The organism is Ruegeria sp. O6 (assembly GCF_056535045.1).
Genome location: NZ_JBQERM010000009.1, coordinates 1 through 24716 on the forward strand (window position 1 = coordinate 1; position 24716 = coordinate 24716).

Here is a 24716-nt window from a genome sequence, read left to right on the forward strand (position 1 = left end):
TGGCGGCCGATATCGGCGACCTTGGTCACATGCGCCAGAATGCCAGTGTCGCCGAAACCAACATATTCCGGGCGGATACCCAGATCGGTGCGTCCGCCGTTACCATGTGTGGGACCTTCCAGCATGACCTCGTGCCCTTCAAAAACGGCGCGGTCGCCTTTGGCTTCACATGGAAGGACATTCATGCCCGGCGAGCCGATGAAATGGCCGACAAATGTGTGCTGGGGCCGTTCAAACAATTCGACAGGTGTTCCGATCTGAACCACTTCACCGTCTTGCATTACCACCACCTCGTCGGCGAAGGTCAGCGCCTCGGTCTGGTCATGTGTCACGTAGATCATTGTGGCCTGCACGCGCTGGTGCAGCTCTTTAAGCTTGGACCGCAGTTTCCATTTCAGGTGCGGGTCGATCACGGTCAGCGGTTCATCGAACATCACCGCATTCACGTCGTCGCGAACAAGGCCGCGACCCATCGAGATCTTCTGCTTGTTGTCTGGGCTCAGGCCTGATGCGCGGGTGTTCAGCATATCCGTGACGTCCAGCATCTCGGCGATTTCCAGAACGCGACGCTTGATGGTTTCGGCGTCGACACCCCGGTTCTTCAACGGGAAGGCCAGGTTTTCGCCCACGGTCATCGTGTCGTAGATCACCGGGAACTGAAAGACCTGCGCGATGTTGCGTTGGTCCGGGGGCAGGGCGGTGACGTCCTGATCATCGAACATTATCCGACCTTCCGAGGGGGTAAGAAGACCGGATATGATGTTCAGCAGCGTGGACTTGCCACAACCTGACGGCCCCAACAGCGCATAGGCCCCGCCATCGCGCCACGTGACGTCGATTTCCTTCAGCGCATAGTCCTCGGGGCCTTTTGGTGACGGCATATAGCTGTGTCGAAGGTTTGAAAGCTTGATCTGTGCCATGTCAGGCCACCCTTTTGCCGTCATGGCTGAAATACCGGCAATGCGCCGGGTTCATATAGAAACTGTGATCTTCGCCGACCTGATAGGGATGCACACCAGCGGCGAGTGAAACCCAGGCTTCGTCACCATGCTGGAAATGCGCGCTGGAATCCGAACCTGACAGTTCGGTCACGATCACACGTCCGGTCAGTTCGACATCGGCGTCAGACGTACGAAATGGCGTCACGCGATGAGGGCGAACGGCGATCATATATTCCCCGTCGGCCATGCCCGAGGCTGCCCAGCCGACATTGCCTGCCAATTGCGCCCGGGCGCTGGAAACAGTGATACGGGCCACATTGATAGGCGGGTCCGAGAATACACGCGCCGCGGCGATGTTTTCCGGATTGCGATAGATGTCGGTGGTTGGGCCGAACTGGGTCACGCGGCCGTCTTCCATCAGCGCGGTGTAGCCTCCCAGCAGCAATGCCTCTTCAGGCTCCGAGGTGGCGTAGACAACGACGGCCCCGCGACCAGCGAACAGATCGGGCAGTTGTTCGCGCAACTCTTCGCGCAGTTTATAATCAAGGTTCGCCAGCGGCTCATCCAGGAAGACGGCGCGGCTTTCTTTTGCGATGGCACGCGCCAGCGCGGTTCGTTGTTGTTGCCCGCCCGACAGCTCGTGTGGGCGGCGGTGCAGCATGGGGCGCAGTTGCAGCAGATCGGCGGCCTCTTCCACGCGGCCATCGATCTCCGATTTAGCCATGCCAGCCACGCGCAGGGGCGAGGCGATATTGTCGAATACAGTCATATGCGGGTAGTTCACGAAGAACTGGTGCACCAGACTGATCTGCCGCTTTTGCGTGTTCAACCGTGTCACGTCCTGCCCGTCCATCAGGACCTTGCCTGAGGCGATCGGGTCCAACCCGGCCATCATTTTGATCAGTGACGTTTTTCCGGAACCTGTCGCGCCCAATAGCACGTTGAAATGGCCGGTTTGCAGCGTCAGGTTGGTTGGCTTGATATGGATGACGTTGCCGACCCGTTTGGTCGCGTCTTGAAGTTCAATCATCTGGGAAACTCGCGGGGCATTCAGGGGTAGGCCGGGCTTAAGCCCGGCCTACGATGTTGCTTTTACTGGGACTGCCAGCGCTTAACCAGTTCGTCATAGTTGACGGTCTGGCCCTGCGGCTTTTCGTTCTCCAGCTTGGCCTTGGGCGAGCCCGCTTTTTCCAGCCAGAAAGATGGGTCCTGCGGCTCGTTCAGGCGTGGACCGCAGCCGCCGTAGACACCGGCGCTTTCATCCGCGGCCTGCATACGGGCCATGGTGATGTCCATCTCTTCGGCCAGACGGTCCATCGCCTCTTGCGGGGTGAAGGCGCCCGAGTTCACGTCACCGATCTGCTGCCACCAGATCTGGGCCAGCTTTGGATAGTCCGGTACGTTGATGCCGGTTGGCGACCATGCCACGCGGTCAGGCGAGCGATAGAATTCGACCAGGCCACCCAGCTTGGATGCGCGTTCGGTGAACGACTCGTGGTTGACCGAGCTGTCGCGGATGAAGGTCAGACCCACATGGGACTTCTTCACATCAACAGTCTTGGACGTCACGAACTGGGCATAAAGCCAGGCTGCCTGCGCACGATCCGAGGGGGTCGATTTCAGGAACGTCCAGGAACCCACGTCCTGATAGCCAACCTTCTGGCCTTCTTCCCAGTAGGGGCCGTGCGGGCTGGGCGCCATCCGCCACAGCGGCGTGCCTTCGTCATCCACGGTGTTGTTGCCTTCGGACTTCGGCTTCACCATGTCGGCGGTAAAGGCGGTGTACCAGAAAATCTGCTGGGCCACGTTGCCCTGGCTCAGTGCCGGCAGCGACTGATAGAAGTCATAAGACGCCGCACCCGGAGGCGCGTAGGCCCGCAGCCATTCGTCCCATTTGCGGATCGCATAGACCGCAGCCGGACCGTTTGCAGCACCACCGCGCGACACCGAGGCGCCGACCGGGTTACAGGTGCCCGCTTCCATGCGGATGCCCCATTCGTCAACCGGAATACCGTTCGGCTCGCCCTTGTCACCAGCACCGGCCATCGAAAGCCAGGCGTCGGTCATGCGCCAGCCAAGGTCGGGCGCGCGCTTGCCGTAATCCATGTGGCCGTAGATCGCCACGCCGTCGACTTCTTTCACGTCATTGGTGAAGAACTCGGCGATGTCTTCATAGGCCGACCAGTTGACCGGAACGCCCAGATCATAGCCGTATTTCTCTTTGAACGCGGCCTTGTTGGCCTCGTCATCGAACCAGTCCTTGCGGAACCAGTAAAGGTTCGCAAACTGCTGGTCGGGCAGCTGATACAGCTTGCCGTCCGGCCCGGTGGTGAACTGAATGCCCATGAAGTCATCCAGATCGATTGTCGGCGAGGTTGTCGCCGCCCAGTCGCCGCCCATCATGTCGGTCAGCGGATAGGCCAGTTGCAGACGCGAGTGGGTACCAATCAGGTCACTGTCGTTGACATAGCCGTCATACAGGTTCCGACCTGTCTGCATCTGGGTCTGAACAGCCTGGACCACTTCGCCTTCGCCAAGGATCTGGTGATTGACCTTGATGCCGGTGATTTCTTCAAACGCCTTGGTCAGAACCTCCGACTCGTAGGAATGCGTCGGAATACCTTCGGACAGGACGTTGATTTCCATGCCAGCGTAGGGCTGTGCAGCTTGGATAAACCATTGCATCTCGGCCATCTGTTCGTCTTTCGACAAGGTCGATGGCTGGAATTCGTCGTCGATCCAACGTTGTGCTGCGGCTTCGTCGGCCCAAGCGGACCCGTGCCCCGCAATGACGGCAGCCGCCGCCACTGCGGAAAGTAGATGTCTCCGCATCTGTCTCCTCCCAAAAATTATGGTTCTCCGGCGGGAACCGGATGCAGAACAGCATCAGCGATTTTTTGCGTATGTGTCAAACTAAATTTTTAGTAATTGACGTTCAGGCACTCCGGAGCCGCATGAATTGAATTTGTTTCCACCGCTGTAAATGATTGTAACTATATAATTATGTTATCGAAATTTCAAAATTTCTCCGCGAGGGAAATAGGGAACTCCACTGAGACCCATTGCAAGCAAGAGATGACAGAGGGTGCGTTGAATTGCATCCGCGTTGCGAGAGGCATGGACACTGATCCGGCACTCGTGAGAAGTCAGGCAAACCAGCTTCCCGGATCATTACTGCTGAAACTCAGTGCTCACATGGCACCAATCCGTTCCGACAAAAGGCCAGTTGTGGCAATGCGGATGTAGCACTGCCTTGCCGTTCACGGTATTCCGTGTCCATATAAAGAAAATCTCCGGAGCCGGTTCGTGAAGAAGAATACCCTCAACACCCATCGTGAGCTGGAATTGCTTGATGCCCTCAGACGTTTGGGTGGAACGGCCCGGAATTCGGATTTGGCGAATATGCTCGGCGTATCCGAAGAGACGGTGCGCCGAACGATCAAAGCCTTGTCAAAGGCGGGTACGGTCGAACGCGTTCATGGCGGAGCTTACCTTGCCGGAGTGCAGGGCGCCCCCAACTTCTTTCACCGGATATCACAAGACGCGGATGAAAAGCGTTTGATCGCCGGGCATACCGCGAAACTGGTTCGCGATCAGATGACCGTTTTCCTGGATGTGGGATCGACAACCGCCTTCGTCGCGGAAGAGCTGCGACAGGTCAGCAACCTCACGGTAGTCAGCAACTCCATCGGTGTCGTTCAGACCTTGGCCGGGGTCAACGGAAACCGTGTGCACCTTTTGGGGGGTGAGTTGCAGATCGATGAAAGGGGGACGTTTGGTCACGTCACCCACAAGCAGCTGCAACGCTATGCTTTTGACATCGTGATCCTGAGCACGGACGCGATTTCCGACAGCAAAGGGTTTCTCTACCACAGCGCGGTCGAAGCGGATCTTGCATCGGTGGTGGTCAGGTGTGCGGACCAGGTTGTCATGGCTGCAGCACATTCCAAGTTTGGTGAAAGGGCACCTTATGTGGGGCCGGATCCTCGGCTGGTGCATTCGCTGGTCACGGATGCTGTGCCAAAGGGTGGGGTGGCCAGATTCCTTGACCGTTGGGGCATCGAAATTCAGATCGCTGATGACAGCTAGGTTGCTGTTTCCAGACGCGGCCCGGATGATCTTGCTGCTTTGGGATGGAAGAAGCTAAGGAAGAGTGGCAGCCCGTAGGGGAATCGAACCCCTCTTTCCAGGTTGAAAACCTGGCGTCCTAACCGATAGACGAACGGGCCACTTGGTATCAGGTCACAAGCGCAAATGGCAGCCCGTAGGGGAATCGAACCCCTCTTTCCAGGTTGAAAACCTGGCGTCCTAACCGATAGACGAACGGGCCACGCTGGCTTGTGGAGGGCCTTTTACGGTTTCGCCGTGACCCCCGCAAGCGTAAAAACGCAGGGACGGGAAAGTTTTTTAACGCACCAAAGCCGCGTGTTAACGGGCTTCCGCCGCGTCCTCCAGCCTGAGCTGCACAGATTGGCGACCGCCCCAGGTGTTGACCTCTAGCCGACCCGCAAAATGAAAGCGTGCACCGCCGTGATTTGACAGTTTTTCGCCCATCGGCCCGTCAAAAGCACCAAAGGCAATCGCATCCAGCCCGCCGCCCATTCCATCGGTCAGCGACAGTTTCAGATGCGATTCACCGACCCGCTTGGCAAAGCGAACCTGCAGGTCAGGCAACGCATAGCGCGGGGCCGGGGCACCGGCGCCAAACGGTCCGGCCTGTTCGATCTGCTCGATCAGTTCCACGGTTGCCGCGCCGGGCATCAACGCGCCATCCAATTTCAGATCCGCAGGTCCACCCTGGCTCGCCCCTTGTCTGGCCAGCAACTCGCTCAGGCGTTCCATTGCGGGTTCCAACTGATTGCGCATGACGGTCAAACCTGCGGCCATCTTGTGGCCACCTCCTTTGACCAGCAACCCTTCGGCCGCCAGACGCTGGATCGAAGCCCCAAGATCGACGCCGGAAACCGAGCGGCCCGAACCCTTGCCCTCATCCCCGTCAAAGCCAATCACAATCGCCGGTCGATCGGCTGTCTCCTTCAGCCGAGAGGCCACGATACCAACGACACCGGGGTGCCAGCCTTCGCCTGCCGCCCAGACCAAAGGGGCGTCCAAGCCACGCGCCTCGGCTTGCTCCAGCGCGGCGGCACGTACCGTGTTTTCAATGTCACGGCGCTCGGTGTTCAAGGCATCCAGACGTTCGGACAACGCCTGCGCCTCATGCAGAGAATCGGTGCTCAGCAAGCGCGCACCCAGATCGGCCTGACCGATCCGTCCACCGGCATTCACGCGGGGCCCAAGCAGAAACCCGAGGTGATAACTGTTCGGCGCGGTATCCATGCGCGAGATATCGGACAGCGCGACAAGGCCGGGGCGCTGCCGCTGTGCCATCACTTTCAGCCCCTGTCGCACCAGGGCGCGGTTGGCCTCGATCAGTGGTGCCACATCGGCAACGGTCGCCAGGGCCACCAGATCCAGAAGGGCCATCAGGTCCGGTCCCCTTGCGCCCGCGTCACGCAGCTGCCGACCGGCCTCGACCAGCATCAGGAACACAACGCCCGCCGCGCAAAGATAACCAAGATCGCCGCTTTCATCCTGTCGATTTGGGTTCACCACTGCGACGCAATCGGGCAGCGTCTCGCCCCCCAGATGGTGGTCCAGAACGATCACATCCGCCCCCGTAGCCGCCGCAATCGGATCATGGCTGAGCGTGCCGCAATCAACACAGATGATCAGATCATGCGTAGCCGCAAGCCCCTGCATCGCGGGAACGTTGGGGCCATACCCTTCGTCGATCCGGTCCGGCACATAAAGCGTCGCCTGCACGCCCATCTGCCGCAGCCAGACCAGCAGCAACGCGGCAGAGCTGCCGCCATCGACATCGTAATCCGCAAACACCGCAATTTTTTGACGATTGCGGACGGCTTCCAGAAAGCGCGTGGCGGCAACTTCCATATCCTTGATGGCCCGCGGATCAGGCAGCAATTCCTTCAGCTTTGGGTCAAGAAAGCCGGGCGCCTCCGATACCGGCACGCCGCGCCGGGCCAGAACCTGGCAAACGGCACGGGGCAGGTCGGTTTGCTGCGCCATCATCTCGGCCGCCCGCTCAATCTCCGGGCTGGGTCCAACCCAAAGCCGTCCCGTCAGTGATTGCTCGACTCCAAGAAAACTCATTGCTCGCCTCTCATGCGCCAAGGCCGGACCCTTGCGGACCCGGCCTCTTCACCTTTTCAGAAATACTCTCGCCGAAGGCAACGGCGCAAGCCGTTACGTGTTGTCATGCGGCCATGTCGGCGTGCGGTAGGACATGCGGCGCACCGACCCGGTCTTGGACCGCATCAGCAGCGTCGTGGTTTCCACCCAGCCGGGCTCGCGCTTGATCCGGGGCAACAAAGAGCCACCGGTCACACCGGTGGCGGCAAAGATCACATCCGCCGTCACCATCTCATCGCGTGCATAAACACGGTCCAGATCGGTGATGCCTGCCTTTGCGGCCCGGCCACGTTCGTCATCGTTACGGAACAACAAGCGACCAAAGATCTGCCCACCCATACATTTCAGCGCAGCGGCGGCCAGCACACCCTCGGGCGCGCCACCCTGACCCATATACATGTCGATGCCGGTTACTTCGCTTTCAGCGCAATGCATGACACCCGCCACGTCACCATCAGTGATCAGACGGATCGCGGCACCGGTTTCGCGCACTTCGGCAATCATCGCTTCGTGGCGCGGGCGTTCCAGAATGCAGACGGTGATGTCAGCGGCTTTACATCCCTTGGCCTTGGCCAGCGCTTCGACACGCTCGCGTGGCGACATGTCCAGGTTGACGACACCTTCAGGCAGCCCCGGGCCAACCGCCAGTTTGTCCATATACACATCCGGCGCGTGCAGCATCGAGCCGCGCGGGCCCATGGCGATGACGGTCAGTGCGTTCGGCATGTCCTTGGCAGTCAGCGTGGTGCCTTCCAGCGGATCCAGTGCAATATCCACACCGGGGCCATTGCCGGTGCCAACCTCTTCGCCGATATACAGCATCGGCGCCTCATCGCGCTCGCCTTCACCGATGACAACGACACCTGCGATATCCAGCAGGTTCAGCTGTTCGCGCATTGCGTTCACAGCGGCCTGATCCGCGGCTTTCTCATCGCCCCGGCCTACCAGCGAAGCCGAGGCCAGTGCAGCCTGTTCCGCCACCCTGGCCAGCCCCAGAGACAGCAGGCGGTCATTGAAATCGGTCTTGGCAGCACTCATGTTTCTGTATCCTCTGGTCAGTATAGCCGTGTCTTCCGGCATAGCTTGCGTTTCATGCAGGCCGCAAGGTCAAACCGCTTCAATCCGCAATGCAACTGGGTCGCCTGCAACCACATCGGTTTCGCGGAAACCCTCCAATGCGACGTCCAGCGCCGTTCGGGTGGTCTTATGGGTGACGATCAGCACAGGCGCTGTGCTTTCGGCATGTGCATATTGGCGCATCCGGTCGATTGACACCCCGGCATTGCCCAGAATGGCCGCAACCTTGGCCAATGCACCAGGTTTATCCAGCAGGCCCAGCCGCAGATAATACGGCGCAGGTCGACCGGTGACGGCGGGAACTGCGGTTTCAAGCGTGGTGGCTGGGCGGCCAAAGGTCGGGATCTGCAATCCACGCGCCAGATCGCAGACATCGCCCATCACAGCGCTGGCTGTCGGACCTTCGCCTGCGCCGGGGCCGCGCAGAACAACCTGCTCAACCGCGTCGCCTTCGATCACGACCATATTGGTGCCGCCTTCCAGCTGGCCCAGTGGCGAGTCGCTGGGTACCAGGCAAGGCTGCATGCGTTGCTCCAGCCCGCGCGCGGTGCGCTGCGCCACGCCAAGCAATTTAATGCGAAAGCCCATGTCTTCGGCCTGATCAATGTCGTCCAGGCTGATCTGCTGAATACCCTCAATCTCGATCCCGTCGAAATTCGGCTTGGTCCCAAACGCAATCGAGGATAGCAGAGCCAGCTTGTGCGCAGCGTCGATACCTCCGACATCCAGATTGGGGTCGGCCTCAAGGTATCCCAATTCGGCGCATTCATCGAAAAGGGCATTGTAGCCCTGACGCTGCGATTGCATCCGGGTCAGGATGTAGTTGCACGTTCCGTTCATGACACCCATCACGCGGGTGATCTCGTTGCCCGCCAGACCTTCGGTCAGGGACTTGATCACCGGGATACCACCAGCGACAGCGGCCTCAAACCGGATCACACGACCGGCGGCCTCGGCCTTTTCAGCCAGTTCCTGCCCGTGGATGGCCAGCAACGCCTTGTTGGCGGTGACCACATCCTTGCCACTGGCCAATGCTGCTTCGACCGAGGCTTTGGCAGGACCGTTCTCGCCACCCATCAATTCGACGTAAACGTCTATGTCGTCGCGTTTTGCCAGTGCAACCGGATCGGTTTCCCAGGCATAATCCGACAGATTCACGCCACGGTCCTTGTTCGGGTCGCGCGCGGATACAGCCACGATTTCAATCGAACGGCCTGTGCGGGCCTGCAACAATTCTGCATGGCGGCGGACGATCTTGACGACACCCACGCCGACCGTTCCCAAGCCCGCAATTCCCAGCCGCAGTGCCTGTGTCATGTCGTGGGTCCTTTTCCGCTCGAATTTTTCTGGTGTCGGATGCTAGTCCAATCAGCGCTGCCTTAGCGGGTTCAGGCCAAGGGTGCAATCCGTCACCGGGGGATAGTGGGGGTGATTTATGACGCGTCAGTTGGTTTGCGCGTTTTGTAGCGCCTGCGCCTTTTGGGCTAAGGCATTGCTGCGTTGGGTCAGATCGTCTTCGACTGCTGCTGCCTGATGGATCGGGTCCACCGGTGGCCCTAAGGTTTCCTGCAACGGAATAAGGCGCGGGTAGGGGGCGGATCTGACTGCAGCCGGTTCGCTGCCTTCCAACTCGGGAATGTCCGCACAGGCGGCGCAAAATAGAATAAGGGGCAAAACAGGCAGCAGTTTCATGTCGCAGGCTTTTCGGTCTTTGTTGCCCCATCGTGATGCACGTTTTGACGACATCGTTCAAGCGGGGTTCTATATGAACATCTGTTCATATACTGTAGACCCATGGCACGCACTCAAGGCTCACATTCCGACATAACCGGCCCACGTATCCGCAAGGCCGCGCTGCACCTGTTTGCGCGCTATGGGTATGCCGCTGTCTCGATGCGGCAGATCGCAAAAGAGGTCGGCGTACAGGCAGGCGCGCTTTATAACTATACGCCCGACAAACAGAGCCTTTTGCACCGGTTGATGCGCGAACACATGCAGGACCTGCTTGAGGCGCTTGATGCAATGGGCCGTTGCGACGATGCTGAAGACGCCTTGCGCCAGTTTATCGGCTTTCACATCCGCTTCCATTTGCAGCGCCCGGACGAAGTTTTCATCGCCTATATGGAGTTGCGCAATCTTTCGCCCGAAAACTTTGCTGAAATCGAAGACTTGCGGCGCCAATACGAAAACGTGCTGGAAAGCATCCTGGATTCAGGGCAGCAGGCCGGACAATTCGCAATTTCGGACACGAAGATTGCAACGCTGGCCGTGATTGCCATGCTTAACGGCGTGATGACCTGGTACCGTTCGGGCGGTCGCCTGTCACTGGACGAAGTCGAAGAGATCTATTGGAACATGGTGCACAAGGCCGTGACGGCCTGACAGGGTCAAACCGTCACGCTGTTAGTGCGCGGGGCGAATGAACGTGCCATTGCGCAGCTCGCGAAATGCCTGTTCCAGTTCGGCCCGCGTGTTCATCACGATGGGGCCATGCCACGCGACGGGTTCGTTGATCGGAGCCCCAGAGATCAGCAGGAACCGCACACCTTGGGGGCCAGCCTGAACGGTGATTTCATCGCCCGTGCCAAAACGGACAAGCGTGCGATCCCCTGACATGTCGCGGATATTGACCTCTTGCCCGGCGATTTCCTTTTCCAACAGCACACCTGTCGGCTGCGAGGCATCGGCAAAGGCGGCCTGACCCTGAAACACATAGGCGAAGGCACGGCGGTACGTATCGATCCGGAGGGTTTTCTTCACACCTGCCGGGACAGAGATATCCAGATACTGCGGGTCAGCAGCTATCCCGTCAACGGGTCCGGTCTTACCCCAGAACTCACCTACGATCACCCGCACTGTGGTGCCATCGTCATCGGTGATTTCGGGGATGTCCTTGCTTTGAACGTCCTGATAGCGCGGGGCGGTCATCTTCTGATCCGAGGGCAGGTTGCCCCACAACTGGAAGCCGTGCATCTGGCCCGAGATGTTGCCGCTTGGCATTTCCTGATGCAAGATACCGGATCCTGCGGTCATCCATTGCACATCACCGGCGCCAAGCGTGCCGGTGTTACCCAGCGAATCCGAATGCTCGACTGAGCCGGTCAGAACGTAAGTGATCGTTTCAATTCCCCGGTGCGGGTGCCAGGGAAACCCGGCCTGGTAATCCTGCGGGCGTTCATTTCTGAAATCATCGAACAGCAGAAAAGGATCCAGTTCGGACGGATCCTGAAACCCGAATGCACGGTGAAGTTTGACACCAGCCCCTTCCATTGTGGGGATGGCTTTGCGTGTTTCCAACGTCGGTCTAAGGGACATGTTCGCCTCCGTTTCATCCGGGCAGCATGTAATCTCTGCGCCACGGCAGTCAATTCGCATGAAATAACCGGACCTGTGCGAAATTGTTTTGCGGCCAAGCCTCTGTTGTTTCCGGCGCAAAATGGCTAGATCGAAGCGGATCAGACAGGAGACATCCATGCAGGACGACGTGTTGGCAACGATTCAGGCCTCATCCCCCAGACGATGGACCGGGGTAGGGATGCTGACAACGGTTGGAATGCTGGTTACCTATGTCGCGCTGGCATCGCCACCCGCACCGGTTTGGCAGGTGTTTCTGTTTTTCGTTGGCGGTGCATCGCTTTGGCTGGCGCTTCGCGTTTGGCGCGCCACAGAAGACTGTATCGAACTGACGCGGACCGAATTGCGAACGGGGTCGGGTCAGATCATCGCAGAAGTGGCCGACATTGAAACGGTAGATCGGGGTGTGTTCGCCTTCAAACCGTCAAACGGCTTTCTGGTCCGTACGCGAAACAAGGCGGCGAACCGCTGGGCTCCGGGATTGTGGTGGCGGGTTGGTCACCGGGTTGGCGTGGGCGGCATGACATCTGCCGCCGAAGCCAAGTTCATGTCCGAAATTCTATCCGCTATTTGTGCAGACGAACGGGGTCTGGGTTAAGTTACAAGCAACTTCGTTTGTAAAGCGGGGACGGGTAAAGATGAAGTTCTCAAAGGTGATACCTGTCGCAAAATCCCAGCCCGGTCGGAACGTGGGGATGTATTCATTGGACGTTTCAACCAGAATAACGGTGTCCTGATTGGGCATTGGCGGCAGGCGGTCTTCGATTTCATCGATCCTGTTGTCATCCCATTCCTGATCAAAGCCGCGTACGGTCGACCAGCGCACATAATGGCGTTTATCGTCCTCATCGTAAACGATAAGAGAAACCCGCATTTTCACGTCTGACCGGTTATTGATCATCTTGCCCGCCAAATCGTGCAACGAGTCGATATACACATCGGTCACGGCCTGCGTTTCACGCGAAATCAGGTCGCTGATCGTATAAGCTGCCTTCAGATTGGATGCGCTTTGACGAAACCCCTCGAATGCTGTGAACGTGAACGTAATCGTCCATAACATCAGCGGAAAAATCATGAGGGCTTCTACGGTCAGAATGCCACTTTCGTCTTTCTTGAAGACTTTGAAGCGCTTCTTCAGGTTTCGGAATACAGACATGATCTTACAGTGGCTCCTGTACGAATGCTGTTGTTGCGGTCACCGCGTAGTGACCGGTAGCGTCCGGGACAAGCTTGGCAATGGCTGAGGTCTCAAGAACCGGATCTATGCGCAAACAGGCCCGCAAGATCATCAACTCGTTGGATTGCCCGCTTTTGAAATCCAGAACCGGTTTGGGATCTTCGGAACTGTCCGTGCAGGGGATGCTGTCTGAAAGCACGATACCAGCGAACGCGTCCTGCTTGACCATTTGCAGTCGCAAATTCCCTGTACAATCCTTGATTCCGGACACTTCGCAAATCCGATTTCTGATTACGTCGTGATCCCAGTTCGTACCGGTGCCCAGCCGAATATCCCTTACGATCAGGTCCACCCCACGCTCCAAAGCAGCATGCCGCATCGTGATGATGGACAGTTCGGCTCCTGCCACGAGAAGCGCCAGGAAGAAGGGTACGAGCATGATGAACTCGATTGTCGCATTGCCTGCCTCGGATTGTCGAAATAGGCGGAGCATCGACAGCTTTCTGCTGATCATTGGGTTAGCCTCAGCTTGCGGATCGACGATGCGATGGATTCAAAGGCTTTCTCAAGGTTCAGGCCACTTACGTCATAGACGTGGCTGTCAGAGCTGGCACAGTCTTTGAGGGTCCTGTACCCGCTTCTGGGCGCCTCGAACGCGATACCGTAAACGATGATGCCCTGATCCTTGGCCGCATCACAAATGTGCTTGGTGCGCTGGTTCTTGGCCGACGTTTCAACTTTCGCGTAGGCCTTTGAATACCATTCCGCCCAACCGCTGGACTGCCAGTAATAGTTGTACCGTGCGTTCCATGCCAATGATACTCGGTTAAACAGTTCAGGATATGACAACCGAACGGCTGTTCCAGGTTCTTCGTTCAGCTGCGTCTCAGGTTCCGGGTTTCCGTAGGGATGATCCGCCCAAACGTCTTGCTGAGGCCAGAAAAAATTCGGACGACCCTGAGAATGGTACACGGTGTATTCATCAGCTTCCGGGTTGTACCAAACGTCTGACATACCTTCGCGCAGCGATGGGTTAAGCATGTATTGATCGGTGTTCTGACCATCGGTCATAACAATGGCGATCTTCAGAACGTCGGTGCCATAGTCCGAGGGACGGACCGAGAATTTTGATGGCACAATTGTTGTACCTGCATAGGATGGATCCTGTTCCAGCGACAGGTCGCGAACAATTCCGCGCATGCTCGGGTCCAGCAGGGCAGTTCCCCACTTCATCCCAATATCGATCGACGTGTTCCCACCGGGGGTGAGGGACGCAATCTGAGCAAGCAGTTTGTTCATATTGTCGGTGACAGGGGTGATTGCACTTCCTGCGCGGACCGGACAAACGGGCAGGTCGATTGACCCTTCAGAATAGGTGAAAGGATCGAAATGGGCGGTGCGCTCCAACGTGTCATCGCGTTCCAGATCAGAATCGCTGTACTGTTCCGGAATGAAGTTTACGCAGTGCGAATAGCTGTGCTCCTGCGTGACATTTGTGAACTTGTCCAGGATTGGCGCACCCGCGTTGACCTGCGTTGCATAAGGAACAATCGAGATTGAAATCTGTGTTTCGTCAGGTTTGTCCAGCATGAGCCTTACAAATTCCGACGCAGCTTCTCTCAACACTGCGATTTTTGTTTTCGATGGTGTGGCAGACGAGCGCGACATAGAGCCGGAAATGTCGAGAACCAACGAGATTTCTACAGCGCCAATGGATTCTTCAGCCGCACTGCTGGCAACAAGGCCCAGTTCAGTGACTTTGCCGAACCTCAGATAGCGGGTCGGAACAACCGCTTCGGCTGTAGCACTTACTTTTTTAGAGCCGAACCCTTCAACAACCGTCGTAATGGCGTTCAGATTGCCCAGCCCGGCCTTGTCCATGTAAGAATCGACAACCGCCTTGGCAGGAAGATCCTGGTCAAGGTCAGCGGCAGCAAGCACAGCGCGGTCCAGGGTGGATTGCAGGCTGGCGCGGTCACGCTCATACTTCATGACATCCATGGCCATGCCGGTAATTGCCAGCATCAGGACCACCATGAACAATACGAAGATAGTGAAGACGCCATCTTCGTTCCGAGCGAACTGCTCTAACTTGAACGTTTTGCGCTTCGGTTTCGAGCCGTCGTTACAAAGCAAGGAATTTAGCATTCTGGTTACTCCGCCTCACACGTCGAATTCGTGCGTCAAAGAAAAAGAGATTTGGGACAAAGTTAATTTTCAAACGTGGCGTGAATTGGGCGAAAAAGGCTTGGTTTTGGCCTTTTTACGTGCCGAAGGGGTATAATTTGGACCGTTTCAGGTGATCTGTCGATGAAATGAAAACAATTCGTTAAGGAGTTGGCCGATCTGAGCGACTCACCCTAGGGCAACTAAGCGTGCGTTCATAAAATGATTAAAAAAAGTGCATTGTTTGATTGCAGCAGGCCGCCAGTGGTGCGACAAAACGTCGTGACGCATCGTCATGTACCGCTACGGAGGATTTTATGACCGGCATCAAAGAACCCAGCTTTCGTGAAAGTGTTGACCTGATGTTCAACAGGGCAGCCGCCCTTATGGAGCTGCCGCCGGGGTTGGAGCAAAAGATCCGTGTCTGCAACGCAACCTACACAGTTCGATTTGGCGTGCGGCTGCGTGGTGAAATCCATACCTTCACTGGTTACAGGTCTGTCCACTCGGAGCATATGGAACCGGTCAAGGGCGGTATTCGATATGCCACTGCGGTTAACCAGGACGAAGTCGAAGCTCTGGCTGCGCTGATGACGTATAAGTGCGCACTTGTCGAAACACCGTTTGGTGGCTCCAAGGGTGGGCTTTGCATTGATCCACGAGAATATGAAGAGCATGAGCTGGAACAGATCACGCGGCGCTTTGCGTATGAGCTTGCAAAGCGAGACCTGATAAACCCATCGCAAAACGTGCCTGCGCCCGATATGGGCACTGGGGAGCGTGAAATGGCTTGGATGGCTGACCAATACGCGCGGATGAACACAACGGACATCAATGCGCGCGCCTGTGTGACAGGAAAGCCGCTGAATGCCGGTGGTATCGCGGGGCGGGTCGAAGCGACTGGGCGCGGTGTTCAATACGCGTTGCGCGAGTTTTTCCGCCACCCTGAAGACATCCAGAAAGCAGGCTTGTCAGGTAAACTGGATGGTAAGCGCATTATCGTGCAGGGGCTTGGTAATGTAGGTTATCACGCTGCAAAGTTCCTCAGCGAGGAAGATGGCGCGCGCATCACCGGAATCATCGAATGGGATGGTGCGCTATTTAATCCCGACGGGATTGACGTCGAAGCCGTGCGTCAGTGGATTGTCAAACATGGCGGCGTAAAAGACTATCCCGACGCGACCCATTCCGCTGAAGGCGCGGCAGTGCTGGAGGCTGAATGCGACATTCTGATCCCGGCGGCTTTGGAAGGTGTCATCAACCTGTCGAACGCCGATCGGATCAAGGCACCGCTGATTATCGAAGCTGCCAATGGTCCGGTAACCGCTGGCGCGGATGAAGTCCTGCGTAAGAAGGGCACAGTGATCATCCCCGACATGTATGCCAACGCAGGCGGTGTGACAGTATCCTATTTCGAATGGGTCAAGAACCTTAGCCATATCCGCTTTGGCCGGATGCAGCGTCGTCAGGAAGAGTCGCGTCACGAACTGATCGTCAGCGAGCTGGAACGGCTGGACCGGTACCTGGGCGATGCATGGTCTATGTCGCCGGACTTTAAGGCCAAGTACCTCAAAGGCGCGGATGAGCTTGAGCTGGTGCGCTCGGGTCTCGATGACACAATGCGCATTGCTTATCAGTCGATGCGTGAGGTTTGGCACAGCCGTGATGATGTCGAGGACCTGCGCACGGCGGCTTATATCGTGGCGATTGACCGTGTTGCGAAAAGCTACCGCGCCAAAGGTCTCTGAATCAGACAGGCGGGGTGATCAATTCGCCCCGCCTGCATCGGCTGCGGCTTGAATGTCCATGACAGCCCGTTAGGTTGACGGGCAATCTACGTCAAAGAAACGAATCTCCGGAGAATTCCATGTTGCGTATCGCTTTTGTTGCGGCTCTGTTGGCCACCCCTTTGGCCGCTCAGGAAACCAAGGAACAAAGCTGCAAGTACCAAGCTGATGTGGTGGCTGCGGTTCAAAAGGCGCGACTGGACCGTGTAAAAGAACGTGACGTTGTACAAGCGGTGGCGGATAGCGGCCCGACATGGCCCGAAAACTACAATGCTGCAATCCCGCTGATCACACCTTGGGTTTATGAGCAAAAGATGCGGGACGTGCGCAAGAAAGACCTGGGCGCGGCGTGGCTTGAACTGTGCCTGCAACAATAATCCACAACTCGGACATTTCCTTGTGGACAACCGCGCGCCTTCCTCTTGGCGCGCGTTTTCATTTCTGGCAGGTTTAGCAGATGTCATTGCCCCCCGGATTTCTGGACGAATTGCGCACGCGGCTCAGCCTGTCTCAGGTTGTCGGGCGCAAAGTCATGTGGGACCAGCGCAAGTCCAATCAGGGCAAAGGGGACATGTGGGCGCCTTGCCCGTTCCATCATGAAAAGACGGCCTCGTTCCACGTGGATGATCAGAAGGGGTTTTATTACTGCTTTGGCTGTCACGCCAAAGGCGACGCGATCAGTTTTGTGAAAGAGACCGAGAATGTCTCGTTCATCGAAGCAGTCGAGATTCTGGCCCGCGAAGCCGGGATGCCGATGCCTGCGCGCGATCCGAAGGCGCAGGAAAAACAGGACCACCGCACACAGCTGGCTGAAGTGATGGAGCAGGCAGCGCAGTTCTTCCGCCTGCAGCTCAAGACCGGGGCAGGAGCCGCCGCACGAGACTACCTCACGCGCCGCGGGTTGAACGCGCAAGCGCTGGACCGGTGGGAGATTGGATTTGCCCCGGACGATTGGCAGGCGCTGTGGGACCATCTGCGCGGCAAGAACGTGGCCGAGGACCTGATCCTTGGGGCCGGGCTGGCCAAGCCGTCAAACAAGGGCAAAAAGCCTTATGACACCTTCCGCAACCGCATCATGTACCCGATCCGCGACCCGCGCGGACGTTGCATCGCGTTTGGCGGGCGGGCGATGGACCCCAATGACAACGCGAAATACCTGAACTCGCCCGAGACCGAGCTGTTCGACAAAGGGCGCAGTCTTTACAATCAAGGCCCGGCTCGACAGGCGGCAGGTAAGGGGCAGCCGCTGATCGTGGCCGAAGGTTATATGGATGTGATCGCGCTGGCCGAAGCAGGCTTTGGCGCGTCGGTTGCCCCATTGGGTACCGCCATAACCGAACATCAGCTGCAACTGCTCTGGCGGATATCGGACGAGCCGATCATTGCGCTGGACGGCGACACAGCAGGTCTGCGCGCTGCGATGCGGGTGGTTGATCTGGCTTTGCCGATGCTCGAAGCTGGAAAGTCGCTGCGGTTTGCCCTGATGCCCGAGGGCAAAGACCCCGACGACCTGCTGCGCGCCGAAGGGGCAGGCGCTGTGAAGGCCGTGCTGGATGGTGCCATTCCGATGGTCAAGCTGCTGTGGCAGCGCGAGACCGACGGCAAGGTGTTCGACAGTCCTGAACGCAAGGCGGCTTTGGACAAGTCCCTGCGCGAGAAAATCAAGCTGATCCGCGACCCATCGATACGGGCGCATTATGGGCAAGAAATCAAGGACCTGCGCTGGCAGTTGTTCCGTCCGCAACGGCAGCCGCAATCCCGGCAATGGCAACCGCGCGGCAAATGGGTGCCGCCAAAACAACCCGCCACGCCCGGCGCGCGGTCCTCGTTTCTGGCCTCGTCCGAGAATGCCGAGATTCAACTGCGCGAAGCGGCCATTCTGGCTATTGCCGCGCTTAACCCCCAAGTCGTCGTGCAGTTCGAACACCAACTGGAAGAGATGGAATGCCGCGATGTTGATCACGCCGCATTGCGAACTGCAATTCTGCGCCACGCGATCGATGACCCGGACAATCTGAAGGACCACATTGCCGAAACTTTAGGGCCTGAGGCCCTTGAAAACCTGCTGGCCCTTCGCCATGTCGCCGTAATCCCCTGTGTGTTCAAACCAGGCGACGTCGAAAAGGCCGAGATGACACTGGCCGAAGAACTCGCGAAAATCAAAGCGCTCCGGGGGTTGGATGCTGAGATTGCCGAAGCCGCAGAGGAGTTGTCCGATCTGGCCGATGAGGCGCTGACATATCGGCTGGCGCAAGCGGCAGAAGAACGCAATCGGACAAGCCGAAGCCAGAATGAGGACAAGGCCATATTCGACATCGCCGACAACGGGGCGCGAATCAACCGCGACGAGAAAGACGCGTTCGAGGCGATTATGTCCGGCATCAAATTCGAGCGGAAACGCCGGTAAAATGGTGTTTTCGTAAGGCACTGGAAAAGAAAAACAGGTAAACGGGTGGTCGAATCACTTCTACGCGCTAATGATTCGGTTCAAACGAATCACCCATCCCTGCAGGAGCATTGAATGGCCGCCAAAGATACGACCGAAGATAGCAAATCCGACGAGCAGGAACAGGAAATCTCGCTGGACATGAGCCAGGCCAACGTCAAGAAGATGATCGCCGAGGCCCGCGAGAAAGGTTACATCACCTACGATCAGCTCAATCAGGTATTGCCGCCTGATCAGGTCAGTTCGGAACAGATCGAAGACGTTATGTCGATGCTGTCCGAGATGGGCATCAACATCATCGAAGATGAAGAGGCCGAAGAGGAAGAGAACAAAGGCTCGACCGATTTGACAACCACAGAAAGCAACCGTGAGGTTGCGTTGGCAGGGGCCGCCACCGAAAAGCTGGACCGCACCGACGACCCTGTTCGCATGTATCTGCGCGAGATGGGTTCGGTTGAACTGCTCAGCCGTGAGGGCGAGATTGCCATCGCCAAGCGGATTGAAGCAGGGCGCAACACCATGATCGCAGGCCTGTGCGAAAGCCCGTTGACCTTCCAAGCGATCACCATCTGGCACGATGAATTGTTGTCCGAAGACATTCTGCTGCGGGATGTCATCGATCTGGAAACCACGTTCGGCAACCAGCTGGACGAAGACGGCGACGCGCCAGTCGTTGATGCGTCTGCCGTGCAGGCTGCAAAACCTGCAAGAGAGGCCGGGCCGGAACTGGATGCGGATGGCAACCCGATCACCAGCGACGACGATGATGACGAAGACGATCAGGTCAATATGTCGCTGGCTGCGATGGAAGCGGCATTGAAGGATCAGGTTCTGACCACGCTGGAGCGGATCTCAACCGATTTCGCGATGCTGTCCGAAATGCAGGACAGCCGCATTTCGGCCACCTTGAACGAGGATGGCACGTTCAGCGAAAAAGACGAAGAGACCTATCAGAAGTTGCGGGCCGAGATTGTGCAACTGGTGAATGGTCTTCACCTGCACAACAACCGGATCGAAGCGCTGATCGACCAACTTTACGGTATCAACCGTCGCGTCATGTCGCTGGACAGTTCGATGGTGAAGCTGGCCGATCAGGCACGGATCAACCGTCGCGAGTTCATCGACGAATACCGCGGGCGTGAACTGGACCCCAACTGGCTGGCCGAAATGGCGGAAAAGCCGGGCCGGGGCTGGCAGATGTTCATCGAACGCTCGACCGCGAAGGTCGAAGAGCTGCGCAACGACATGGCTCAGGTCGGCCAATATGTGGGTCTGGACATCAGCGAATTCCGCCGCATCGTTCAGCAGGTCCAGAAGGGCGAAAAAGAGGCGCGGCAGGCCAAGAAGGAAATGGTCGAAGCCAACCTGCGTCTGGTGATTTCGATCGCCAAGAAGTACACGAACCGCGGCCTGCAATTCCTTGATCTTATTCAGGAAGGTAATATCGGCCTGATGAAGGCGGTAGACAAGTTCGAATACCGCCGCGGCTATAAGTTCTCGACCTATGCAACGTGGTGGATTCGTCAGGCTATCACGCGTTCAATCGCGGATCAGGCGCGCACGATCCGTATTCCGGTTCATATGATCGAAACGATCAACAAGCTGGTCCGGACCGGTCGCCAGATGTTGCACGAGATCGGCCGCGAACCGACACCTGAGGAACTGGCCGAAAAGCTGCAAATGCCGCTTGAGAAGGTTCGCAAGGTGATGAAAATCGCCAAAGAGCCGATTTCGCTGGAAACTCCGATTGGTGACGAAGAAGACAGCCAGCTGGGTGATTTCATCGAGGATAAGAATGCCGTGCTGCCTCTGGACAGCGCCATTCAGGAGAACCTCAAGGAAACCACCACACGGGTCTTGGCCTCGCTCACCCCGCGTGAAGAACGTGTGCTGCGGATGCGTTTCGGCATCGGTATGAACACCGACCACACGCTTGAAGAGGTGGGTCAGCAGTTCAGCGTGACCCGCGAACGTATCCGCCAGATCGAAGCGAAGGCGCTGCGGAAGCTGAAGCACCCCAGCCGATCCCGAAAACTTCGGTCCTTCCTGGATCAGTAAGTATCAAGGCGCCTCTCCCGAGGCGCCTTTTTTTATTCCGGACACTCTTCACGATGGCCTGTTCTCCCATCACATTGGCGGGAACGCACAAGGGCTGGACCTTCTGTCCTTCTATATCCGTTCTGTCCACTCATGGGACGGGCCGGGGCGAGGTTTTTCAAGCTGATGACCCCCGGTCTCACGTCCGTATCGGGTGTTCTGTTCGCGTCTTGAACGCGCTGGGCGGCTGGCCTGTCCAACGTTTGAAAGCGGTCGAAAATGCGGCCTGATCCGCATAGCCCAGCGAATAGGCGATTTCGGACAAGGGCATTTCATTCTTGATAAAGGTCTGCGCCAGGTCGCACCGCAGATCGTCGACAACATCGCGATAGCTGGTGCCTTCGTCCCTGAGGCGCCTGCTGAAGGTTCTAAGGCTCATCCCCAGATCAGCCGCGAGGCTTTCGGCCTGCGGGATTGCGCCGGGCAGGGATCGGGTAACCAGCCCTTCGACCTTGGCACGGGTCAGATGTTTGGGCGCGCCTCTCTCAGAAAGCAGGCGATCTGCATATTCCAGCAAGTGCTCTCTGAGTTGGGGGTCATAAGTCGGTACAGGCAGGTCCAGCGCTGAAAGAGGCAGGATAATCTCGAGGTTCTCAGCCCCAAAGGTCACGGGAAAACCGGCAAGCTTTTCAAATCTTCGGGCGTGGTCACCGACCCTGTGCTGAAACCGAATTTCTATCGGATAGAGATTGACTTGCGTCAGGTTCCGCATTCTGGCCAGGGCAGCAAATATCAGGAATTCGGTGCGTCTGTGATACCGCGCAAATCCGGGGTCTTTCCACTCGGCTTCCAAGGTCGCAAAGTTACCCGCGACGCGCAGGTTAAGCGCGATGGCAGGGTCGATGATACCGTGAAAGCGCGAGAGGTTCTCCATCACCTGTTTCAGGTCGCGGGAATACTTGCTGATATAGGCGGTCACGGTCGAGGCTGATGTAACCTCAAGACCCGTGCGGGCCGCAAACGTTATGTCATGGGTGGCGTCACATGCATAACGGATAAACAAAGCCTCGCTTTGTACGCTGTAGGTTGAAACCGGCGGCGCGATATCCTGAGGGCGCAGCCCTGCCATTTTCAGGACATCGCAGGACATGTCGCCATTACCGGAATGGCGGTCCAGTGCCTGAATAAACAAATGAAGACGGCCGATATCGACATCCATCGCGAAACAGTACCTCAAATTTTCAAATACATAGGCAGACTATCAGAGAATTTTCTTTCATGATCGACGGTGCTGACAAGTGGGTTCTTCGCTAAAACAAGCCATCTCTGGCGGTATCTCGAAAATTTTTGACCAATATGGACAAGCGTCGCCACGTGTAACGAACCACTTCAGCAGTGTTGCCGGGTCCAGACCTTTATGGGGATGAGGTCAGAGCCTCGGGGAAATCACCAGCCTCTGGTCAAGGCTCCCCGGCACGCCCCCACACCTTTCGTACATGTCGCATTGCTTCGCTCAGGTGGTTTTGTCAGGCTGGCTTTAAGTCAATAATTCCGGTGTAAAACCTTGCAAGATAATTTCATTAATACAGGGGTTTATGACCAAAACCTAATTGTGTTTGACGGTGAATGCGTGCTGTGTTCGGGGTTTTTCCAATTTATGCTGAAACGTGACCGGCGCCATGTTTTCCAATTTGCAACGGCGCAATCCCCGCTTGGGCAAAAACTATATCGTGATCTCGGCCTTCCCACACAGGATTTTCAAACAAATCTGGTCGTTGTGGATGGCGCTGTTTTTCAGCATCTGGATGCGTTTGCAGCGGCGATGCAACAGTTGCGCGGCCCGTGGTCGCTGTTCTCAATGTGCCGGTTTCTGCCTCGGCTTATCAAGGATCCCGCCTATCGCCTGATCGCACGAAACAGATACGCGTTCTTCGGGCGTTCCGAGACATGTCTGGTTCCCGGTCCCGATATCAGGGTTCGTTTTGCCGAAAACGGGTACTAGCGATGGGCGATCCCTTTCTTAAGGCGATAGGATCGACCGAAAGGTTGCCAAAGGCGGTTCGAGATCTGCACATGAGCGAGGGCTGCTTTGCAGGATGCTGCGACATCGAACGTGGCAAAGGGATATGGGTTGCCCTTGTAACACGTCTGGCAGGGTTTCCGCAAAACGGCAAAGACATCCCCGTTTCCCTGCAGATTGATTCAAATGGCGAAATCTGGTCATGGGACCGGAAATTCGCGGGCCACAAAACCCGATCAACTCTGAAATATGATACGAAAAGAGAGTGTGTTCGGGAATCTTTCGGCGCGGTCTCGATTTGGTTGCAGCCCATTTGGCAGGAAAACGGGATGCATATCAAAATTCTCCGCCTGACCGTGTTTGGCATCCCGATGCCATCTTTTTCCTTGCCGCGTTCAAGAACGCACGAATGGCAGGACAAAGCGGGGCGCTTTCGGTTTGATGTGTCTGCGGACGCGCCGGGACTGGGGTTGTTGATCAGGTACCAAGGATGGCTCACGCCGGTTCACGCAACGCATGAGACGGATTAAACAGAACGTGAGCGACCCTGTGCCGACGAAGCTTATGGCCTAACCTTTTTGAGACACACAATCAGGGAAGAAATGACAATGAAACATACACGGACATTTGCCGCGATTGCCGCCCTGGCGTTCAGCATTCCAATGACGGCTGACGCGGCACCGCACGGGTACCGGACCGAGCCGATAAACGCCACCGATTTCGAAGTTATTCCGCGCGGCGACCAGCGTACCGAAGGATACTGGTGCGCGGCAGCGGATTATGCACGGCGTACATTGGGCGCGGGCTGGCGCGATCGGATCTACGTGTTGCGCGGGTATGGGCCAAGCGTCACCACCGGTCGTAAAACGGCGGTTCAGTTCTCGACCAAGCCGCCCCAGAATGTGGGTGCACAGCCAAGCAGCTTTGTTACAATCGGTTTTCAACCTGGCACCAGCATGTCTGTACAAGGCGCGAATGCCAGGTGTAACTATCGACCGTTCTATAACGACTGACAAAACGGCGAGACACCGCGAATGCAGACTGAATTTGTAATCCGGACCCAAGGATCAGGTCTTTACGAATTCACGTCCGAGGTGACGCAGTGGCTGGGGCAGGTGGCGACGGATGGCTTACTGACGCTTTTTGTTCGCCACACCTCCTGTTCATTGCTTGTTCAGGAAAACGCAGACCCCGAAGTTCAAACTGATCTTCGGGCGTTTTTCGAAAGGCTGGTGCCGCCGTCCAATCACCCGGCAATGTCGTATCTTCGGCATACTTATGAAGGCCCCGACGACATGCCAGCGCATATAAAGGCTGCGCTGTTGCCGGTATCCTTGTCGATACCTGTGGTGCAGGGTCGCCCATGCCTTGGAACATGGCAGGGAATATATCTGTTTGAACACCGCACGGCACCACACCAGAGACGGATTGCAGCGCACCTTGTCTGACCCTTTATCTAGCGGTTGAAATTTCCGACTACCCAAACTCTAGTTGCTGCCCT

At 57.1% G+C, this 24716-nt stretch carries 23 protein-coding genes and 2 tRNA genes; 11 read left to right on the plus strand and 14 right to left on the minus strand.

Going from position 1 to position 24716, the window contains the following annotated elements; genetic code table 11:
• From ACR0DY_RS12525 to ACR0DY_RS12535, 3 genes are all read right to left on the minus strand, one after another.
• On the minus strand, positions 1-920 hold a 920-nt coding region (locus ACR0DY_RS12525), incomplete at its 3' end, for an ABC transporter ATP-binding protein (RefSeq protein WP_480898391.1).
• A gap of 1 nt (position 921) precedes the next feature.
• A complete protein-coding gene (locus tag ACR0DY_RS12530; RefSeq protein WP_480481603.1) occupies positions 922-1971 on the minus strand; it encodes an ABC transporter ATP-binding protein in 1050 nt (349 codons plus the stop codon).
• Positions 1972-2033: 62 nt separating this feature from the next.
• Entirely contained in the window at positions 2034-3773 is a 1740-nt protein-coding gene (locus ACR0DY_RS12535; RefSeq protein WP_480481601.1) for an ABC transporter substrate-binding protein, read from the minus strand.
• Positions 3774-4247: 474 nt separating this feature from the next.
• Between ACR0DY_RS12535 and ACR0DY_RS12540 the strand changes: the two genes are divergently transcribed.
• Positions 4248-5030, plus strand: a complete 783-nt coding sequence (locus ACR0DY_RS12540; RefSeq protein WP_480476380.1) for a DeoR/GlpR family DNA-binding transcription regulator — start codon at positions 4248-4250, stop codon at positions 5028-5030.
• Positions 5031-5095: 65 nt separating this feature from the next.
• Here the strand turns inward: ACR0DY_RS12540 and ACR0DY_RS12545 are convergent.
• The 6 genes from ACR0DY_RS12545 to ACR0DY_RS12570 form a co-directional block, all read right to left on the minus strand.
• Positions 5096-5170: transfer RNA gene (locus ACR0DY_RS12545), tRNA-Glu, on the minus strand.
• A gap of 26 nt (positions 5171-5196) precedes the next feature.
• A tRNA-Glu gene (locus ACR0DY_RS12550) sits at positions 5197-5271 on the minus strand.
• A gap of 98 nt (positions 5272-5369) precedes the next feature.
• Complete coding sequence (gene recJ / locus ACR0DY_RS12555) at positions 5370-7112, minus strand: single-stranded-DNA-specific exonuclease RecJ (protein ID WP_480481599.1); 1743 nt, start codon at positions 7110-7112, stop codon at positions 5370-5372.
• Positions 7113-7205: 93 nt separating this feature from the next.
• Positions 7206-8189 (minus strand): class II fructose-bisphosphatase, encoded by a 984-nt coding sequence (gene glpX, locus ACR0DY_RS12560; protein WP_267366140.1) that lies wholly within the window; start codon positions 8187-8189, stop codon positions 7206-7208.
• 69 nt (positions 8190-8258) lie between these two features.
• Positions 8259-9545 carry a homoserine dehydrogenase gene (locus tag ACR0DY_RS12565; RefSeq protein WP_267366139.1) on the minus strand — a complete coding sequence of 429 codons (1287 nt, stop codon included), beginning with the start codon at positions 9543-9545 and terminating at the stop codon, positions 8259-8261.
• 126 nt (positions 9546-9671) lie between these two features.
• Positions 9672-9920, minus strand: coding sequence for a hypothetical protein (locus ACR0DY_RS12570; RefSeq protein ID WP_480481597.1), 249 nt, complete (start codon positions 9918-9920; stop codon positions 9672-9674).
• A gap of 102 nt (positions 9921-10022) precedes the next feature.
• Here ACR0DY_RS12570 and ACR0DY_RS12575 point away from each other — a divergent pair, with 102 nt between their 5' ends.
• On the plus strand, positions 10023-10610 hold the full coding sequence (locus ACR0DY_RS12575) for a TetR/AcrR family transcriptional regulator (protein ID WP_267366137.1): 588 nt from the start codon (positions 10023-10025) through the stop codon (positions 10608-10610).
• Between the two features lie 21 nt (positions 10611-10631).
• On the opposite strand, the gene ACR0DY_RS12580 is transcribed toward ACR0DY_RS12575, so the two are convergent.
• The gene (locus ACR0DY_RS12580) at positions 10632-11543 is read right to left on the minus strand and encodes a pirin family protein (RefSeq protein ID WP_480481595.1); all 912 of its coding nucleotides are present in this window, start codon (positions 11541-11543) and stop codon (positions 10632-10634) included.
• Between the two features lie 157 nt (positions 11544-11700).
• Between ACR0DY_RS12580 and ACR0DY_RS12585 the strand changes: the two genes are divergently transcribed.
• Positions 11701-12180, plus strand: coding sequence for a hypothetical protein (locus ACR0DY_RS12585; protein ID WP_480486079.1), 480 nt, complete (start codon positions 11701-11703; stop codon positions 12178-12180).
• On the opposite strand, the gene ACR0DY_RS12590 is transcribed toward ACR0DY_RS12585, so the two are convergent.
• The 3 genes from ACR0DY_RS12590 to ACR0DY_RS12600 are packed head-to-tail and all read right to left on the minus strand — an operon-like array spanning position 12142 to position 14907.
• A complete protein-coding gene (locus ACR0DY_RS12590; RefSeq protein WP_480481591.1) occupies positions 12142-12738 on the minus strand; it encodes a TadE/TadG family type IV pilus assembly protein in 597 nt (198 codons plus the stop codon). The genes ACR0DY_RS12585 and ACR0DY_RS12590 overlap by 39 nt on opposite strands.
• A gap of 4 nt (positions 12739-12742) precedes the next feature.
• On the minus strand, positions 12743-13273 hold the full coding sequence (locus ACR0DY_RS12595; RefSeq protein ID WP_480481589.1) for a TadE/TadG family type IV pilus assembly protein: 531 nt from the start codon (positions 13271-13273) through the stop codon (positions 12743-12745).
• Positions 13270-14907, minus strand: a complete 1638-nt coding sequence (locus ACR0DY_RS12600) for a pilus assembly protein TadG-related protein (protein ID WP_480481587.1) — start codon at positions 14905-14907, stop codon at positions 13270-13272. Before ACR0DY_RS12600 ends, ACR0DY_RS12595 begins: the two co-directional genes overlap by 4 nt.
• Positions 14908-15242: 335 nt before the next feature.
• Here ACR0DY_RS12600 and ACR0DY_RS12605 point away from each other — a divergent pair, with 335 nt between their 5' ends.
• From ACR0DY_RS12605 to rpoD, 4 genes are all read left to right on the plus strand, one after another.
• Positions 15243-16673 carry a Glu/Leu/Phe/Val family dehydrogenase gene (locus ACR0DY_RS12605; RefSeq protein WP_480481585.1) on the plus strand — a complete coding sequence of 477 codons (1431 nt, stop codon included), beginning with the start codon at positions 15243-15245 and terminating at the stop codon, positions 16671-16673.
• A gap of 119 nt (positions 16674-16792) precedes the next feature.
• Positions 16793-17089: a hypothetical protein gene (locus ACR0DY_RS12610; RefSeq protein WP_267366003.1), complete on the plus strand. Its 297-nt coding sequence runs from the start codon at positions 16793-16795 to the stop codon at positions 17087-17089.
• 80 nt (positions 17090-17169) lie between these two features.
• Complete coding sequence (dnaG, locus tag ACR0DY_RS12615) at positions 17170-19119, plus strand: DNA primase (protein ID WP_480898394.1); 1950 nt, start codon at positions 17170-17172, stop codon at positions 19117-19119.
• 114 nt (positions 19120-19233) lie between these two features.
• On the plus strand, positions 19234-21216 hold the full coding sequence (gene rpoD / locus ACR0DY_RS12620; protein ID WP_480898395.1) for an RNA polymerase sigma factor RpoD: 1983 nt from the start codon (positions 19234-19236) through the stop codon (positions 21214-21216).
• A 178-nt stretch (positions 21217-21394) separates the two neighbouring features.
• Here rpoD and ACR0DY_RS12625 read toward each other — a convergent pair whose 3' ends face one another.
• Positions 21395-22414: a helix-turn-helix domain-containing protein gene (locus ACR0DY_RS12625; RefSeq protein ID WP_480545694.1), complete on the minus strand. Its 1020-nt coding sequence runs from the start codon at positions 22412-22414 to the stop codon at positions 21395-21397.
• Between the two features lie 393 nt (positions 22415-22807).
• Here ACR0DY_RS12625 and ACR0DY_RS12630 point away from each other — a divergent pair, with 393 nt between their 5' ends.
• The 4 genes from ACR0DY_RS12630 to ACR0DY_RS12645 all read left to right on the plus strand — a co-directional run bounded on the left by ACR0DY_RS12630 (position 22808) and on the right by ACR0DY_RS12645 (position 24663).
• A complete protein-coding gene (locus tag ACR0DY_RS12630; protein WP_480898450.1) occupies positions 22808-23197 on the plus strand; it encodes a thiol-disulfide oxidoreductase DCC family protein in 390 nt (129 codons plus the stop codon).
• A gap of 2 nt (positions 23198-23199) precedes the next feature.
• A complete protein-coding gene (locus ACR0DY_RS12635) occupies positions 23200-23745 on the plus strand; it encodes a DUF4166 domain-containing protein (protein WP_480898398.1) in 546 nt (181 codons plus the stop codon).
• Between the two features lie 78 nt (positions 23746-23823).
• Positions 23824-24228, plus strand: a complete 405-nt coding sequence (locus ACR0DY_RS12640; RefSeq protein ID WP_480486072.1) for a hypothetical protein — start codon at positions 23824-23826, stop codon at positions 24226-24228.
• Positions 24229-24249: 21 nt separating this feature from the next.
• On the plus strand, positions 24250-24663 hold the full coding sequence (locus ACR0DY_RS12645) for a secondary thiamine-phosphate synthase enzyme YjbQ (RefSeq protein ID WP_480486070.1): 414 nt from the start codon (positions 24250-24252) through the stop codon (positions 24661-24663).
• Positions 24664-24716 lie beyond the last annotated feature (53 nt).

Bases quoted from the DNA above. Each gene is read 5' to 3' on its own strand.
- ACR0DY_RS12530 (WP_480481603.1), bottom strand. From the start codon at position 1,971: ATGATTGAACTTCAAGACGCGACCAAACGGGTCGGCAACGTCATCCAT.
- ACR0DY_RS12535 (WP_480481601.1), bottom strand. From the start codon at position 3,773: ATGCGGAGACATCTACTTTCCGCAGTGGCGGCGGCTGCCGTCATTGCG.
- recJ (WP_480481599.1), bottom strand. From the start codon at position 7,112: ATGAGTTTTCTTGGAGTCGAGCAATCACTGACGGGACGGCTTTGGGTT.
- glpX (WP_267366140.1), bottom strand. From the start codon at position 8,189: ATGAGTGCTGCCAAGACCGATTTCAATGACCGCCTGCTGTCTCTGGGG.
- ACR0DY_RS12565 (WP_267366139.1), bottom strand. From the start codon at position 9,545: ATGACACAGGCACTGCGGCTGGGAATTGCGGGCTTGGGAACGGTCGGC.
- ACR0DY_RS12570 (WP_480481597.1), bottom strand. From the start codon at position 9,920: ATGAAACTGCTGCCTGTTTTGCCCCTTATTCTATTTTGCGCCGCCTGT.
- ACR0DY_RS12575 (WP_267366137.1), top strand. From the start codon at position 10,023: ATGGCACGCACTCAAGGCTCACATTCCGACATAACCGGCCCACGTATC.
- ACR0DY_RS12580 (WP_480481595.1), bottom strand. From the start codon at position 11,543: ATGTCCCTTAGACCGACGTTGGAAACACGCAAAGCCATCCCCACAATG.
- ACR0DY_RS12585 (WP_480486079.1), top strand. From the start codon at position 11,701: ATGCAGGACGACGTGTTGGCAACGATTCAGGCCTCATCCCCCAGACGA.
- ACR0DY_RS12590 (WP_480481591.1), bottom strand. From the start codon at position 12,738: ATGTCTGTATTCCGAAACCTGAAGAAGCGCTTCAAAGTCTTCAAGAAA.
- ACR0DY_RS12595 (WP_480481589.1), bottom strand. From the start codon at position 13,273: ATGATCAGCAGAAAGCTGTCGATGCTCCGCCTATTTCGACAATCCGAG.
- ACR0DY_RS12600 (WP_480481587.1), bottom strand. From the start codon at position 14,907: ATGCTAAATTCCTTGCTTTGTAACGACGGCTCGAAACCGAAGCGCAAA.
- ACR0DY_RS12605 (WP_480481585.1), top strand. From the start codon at position 15,243: ATGACCGGCATCAAAGAACCCAGCTTTCGTGAAAGTGTTGACCTGATG.
- ACR0DY_RS12610 (WP_267366003.1), top strand. From the start codon at position 16,793: ATGTTGCGTATCGCTTTTGTTGCGGCTCTGTTGGCCACCCCTTTGGCC.
- dnaG (WP_480898394.1), top strand. From the start codon at position 17,170: ATGTCATTGCCCCCCGGATTTCTGGACGAATTGCGCACGCGGCTCAGC.
- rpoD (WP_480898395.1), top strand. From the start codon at position 19,234: ATGGCCGCCAAAGATACGACCGAAGATAGCAAATCCGACGAGCAGGAA.
- ACR0DY_RS12625 (WP_480545694.1), bottom strand. From the start codon at position 22,414: ATGGATGTCGATATCGGCCGTCTTCATTTGTTTATTCAGGCACTGGAC.
- ACR0DY_RS12635 (WP_480898398.1), top strand. From the start codon at position 23,200: ATGGGCGATCCCTTTCTTAAGGCGATAGGATCGACCGAAAGGTTGCCA.
- ACR0DY_RS12640 (WP_480486072.1), top strand. From the start codon at position 23,824: ATGAAACATACACGGACATTTGCCGCGATTGCCGCCCTGGCGTTCAGC.
- ACR0DY_RS12645 (WP_480486070.1), top strand. From the start codon at position 24,250: ATGCAGACTGAATTTGTAATCCGGACCCAAGGATCAGGTCTTTACGAA.